Origin of the sequence: uncultured Chitinophaga sp. (genome assembly GCF_937898475.1) — a bacterium.
Classification (GTDB): Bacteria; Bacteroidota; Bacteroidia; order Chitinophagales; family Chitinophagaceae; genus Chitinophaga.
Window position 1 is genome coordinate 1 of the sequence record NZ_CALEJS010000044.1, and the last position, 2569, is coordinate 2569.

Annotated in this window: 1 protein-coding gene; it reads right to left on the minus strand. The window is 47.6% G+C overall.

From position 1 onward, the window contains the following. Positions 1 to 2569 (minus strand): condensation domain-containing protein (locus tag Q0577_RS27165; RefSeq protein WP_298742036.1); only part of this gene is annotated, 2569 nt, incomplete at both ends.

The following is a 2569-nucleotide window of genomic DNA, read 5'->3' on the forward strand; positions in this document are numbered from 1 at the left end:
ATAGCCAGTATAGCGATGATCAGCTTATCCGAACGATCCATCATCAGGGCTATCCGGTCGTCAGGCTGAATGTTATACGCATGCAACAGGTAAGCTGCCAGGCGATCCGTTACATCATTCAGTTCCCTGTAAGAAAGTGAATGATCGTCCCATAACAGGGCCGGCTTGTCCACCAGCTGCTGCGCCTGTTCGCGGAACAACTTAACGACGGGCTGATACCCGGTATAATGTTCCGGTATAGTATTAAACCTATTGAGCAGCAACTGTTTTTCTGGGGCATTAATGTGATCCGCCTGGTAAATGGGATGCTCCGGCGAGGTAACAATATGTTTTAATATACTACAGAACATTGCCACCAGCTGTTTAGCACCAAGTCCTGCCTTCAGCTTACGGGTCAGCCTTAGAGTAAGCACATAATTGCCACCGGTCCGGTTGATCATGAAGTCAAGGAAAGTATTGGTAAGGTCTATTCCTCCTGTAACTTCAAGACTGGAAAGCGACTGGCGCTGCTGTGCTACAATAGCTTCTTCTTTTACGGAATCAAATACGTGGAAGTCAACAAAGTCGAATAGTACGTCAAAGAAGGGATTCCCTGCTTCCTGTTGTTTGTTGTGTATCCTTGCTATCTCGAACATGCTGAGCCTTTCTCTGTCCTTGAGCGTGACCAGTTGCTGATGAACGGCAGCGATTAGTTCTGCCCCTGTCTGCCGCTCATCTACGTGGATATTGAAAGGAATGGTGTTCAGGAAGCAGCCCAGTAACTTATCACTATCCTCGCTGTTTGGCCGCATATTGGTAACCAGTCCCGTGAGAATGTACGGATCGTAGTTGAGGATTTTGAGGAGGTAGAGGTAGGCGCTCAGGGATATTGCCTTGACGCTGGCGCCTAGATGGGCCGCGCATTGTTCCAGCTTATTTAACAGTATTTTATCCAATTGATGATGCAGCAGTTGCAGATCCTGCTCATTGGCGAAAATCTCCATCCGCTCAGCATTTTGTAGTTCCTGTTGCCAGAAATCGCGGGTGCCTTGATCCTGTTTATCCAGCTCATGCTGAATGATAAAGTCCTTGTAAGATATTTTGAGTGGTTCGGGAATATACTTGCTGTCTGCTGCCAGTTTAAGATACAGGTTATTGAGCTCCGTCATAAAGAGTGCATCGCTCCATCCATCAATGATGGCGTGATGGCACTGGAATACAAATACGATCTCTCCATTGCCAAGGTTGAAGGCTGCCATGCGCCATAGGGGCGCCCGGCTAACATCGAACGGTTTTTTCATCTCCTCCGCCAGGAAGCGGCGCACCTGTTCTTCCTGCTGTGGCCTTTTCAAGGTAGAAAGATCATGGTATACAACATCAATGCTGACTTCTTTATACACAATCTGCGCTTCCCTGTCAAAATCACTGAGATTAAAGCCTGTTCTGAGAATAGAATGCTTTTTTGAAAGCAGTTCCAGCGCCAACCGGAACCTGTTGATATCAAATCCGGGGAACAGCCGCTGGTGCACCATTTGGTCGTGATACATACCGCTGTCCTGGTGTACCATAGAACTAAATGCCATCCCTTTCTCAATATCGCTCATGGGGTATATGTCTTCTATGTTCGCGGTATCGTTGAGTGTGGAAAGGATCTTTTCTTTTAGTGCCTCGATCTCCGCCCTGATCTCAGCTTCTTTCTGCTGTCTTTTCATCTGTAGCTGCAGCCTGTCATCTTTATGGGCATGGATATTTACTAATAGCGCTTCAATAGTAGGATGCTTATATACATCTGCCACTGGTATGTCAAGGTTCAGTTGCTTTCTGACGGCGGCCAGCATCCTTAATATTTTGATGGAGTCACCGCCAAGATCAAAGAAGCTGTCTCTGATCCCTACTCTTTCCCTGCCTAGTATCTCCTGCCAGATGTGGGCAATTTGTTGTTCAGTATCGTTGGCAGGAGCTACATAGGCCGCAGCGGAGGGGGATCCATCAGGAAGGGGCAACATTTTTTTGTCTACCTTCCCGTTGGTGGTTAAAGGAAGCACCTCCAGTTGCATGTAATGTGCCGGCAGCATATAAGCCGGTAAGCAGCTTGTAAGATGGCTGCGGATCTCCGCTACATCTATCTGCCGCTTAGCGGTAAAATAGGTTGCCAGTTCGGGCTCACCAGCAGTATTGGGAACGGTGACTACCACTGCAGTTGATATATCCGCCAGGGTTAAAATAGCATTTTCAATTTCTCCGGGTTCAATACGATACCCTTTGATCTTTACCTGTTCATCCTTCCTGCCAATGTATTGTATCTCACCTTGTGGCAGCCATCTTCCCAGATCACCGGTCCAGTACATAAGGCTGCCTGGCCTGTAAGGATTAGCAATAAACTTCTGCGCAGTAAGCTCGGGGTTATTGAGATATTGCTTAGCCAGTCCGGCGCCTGTGATGCATATCTCTCCTGTCACACCGATAGGACAAAGCTGTCCAGCCTCGCCAAGGATAAATATCTCTGTCGCCGTTATGGGCTTACCGATCAGTATCTGCGCATCATCTTCCTGCAACTCTTTTACGATACATCCTACTGTAGCTTCAGTAG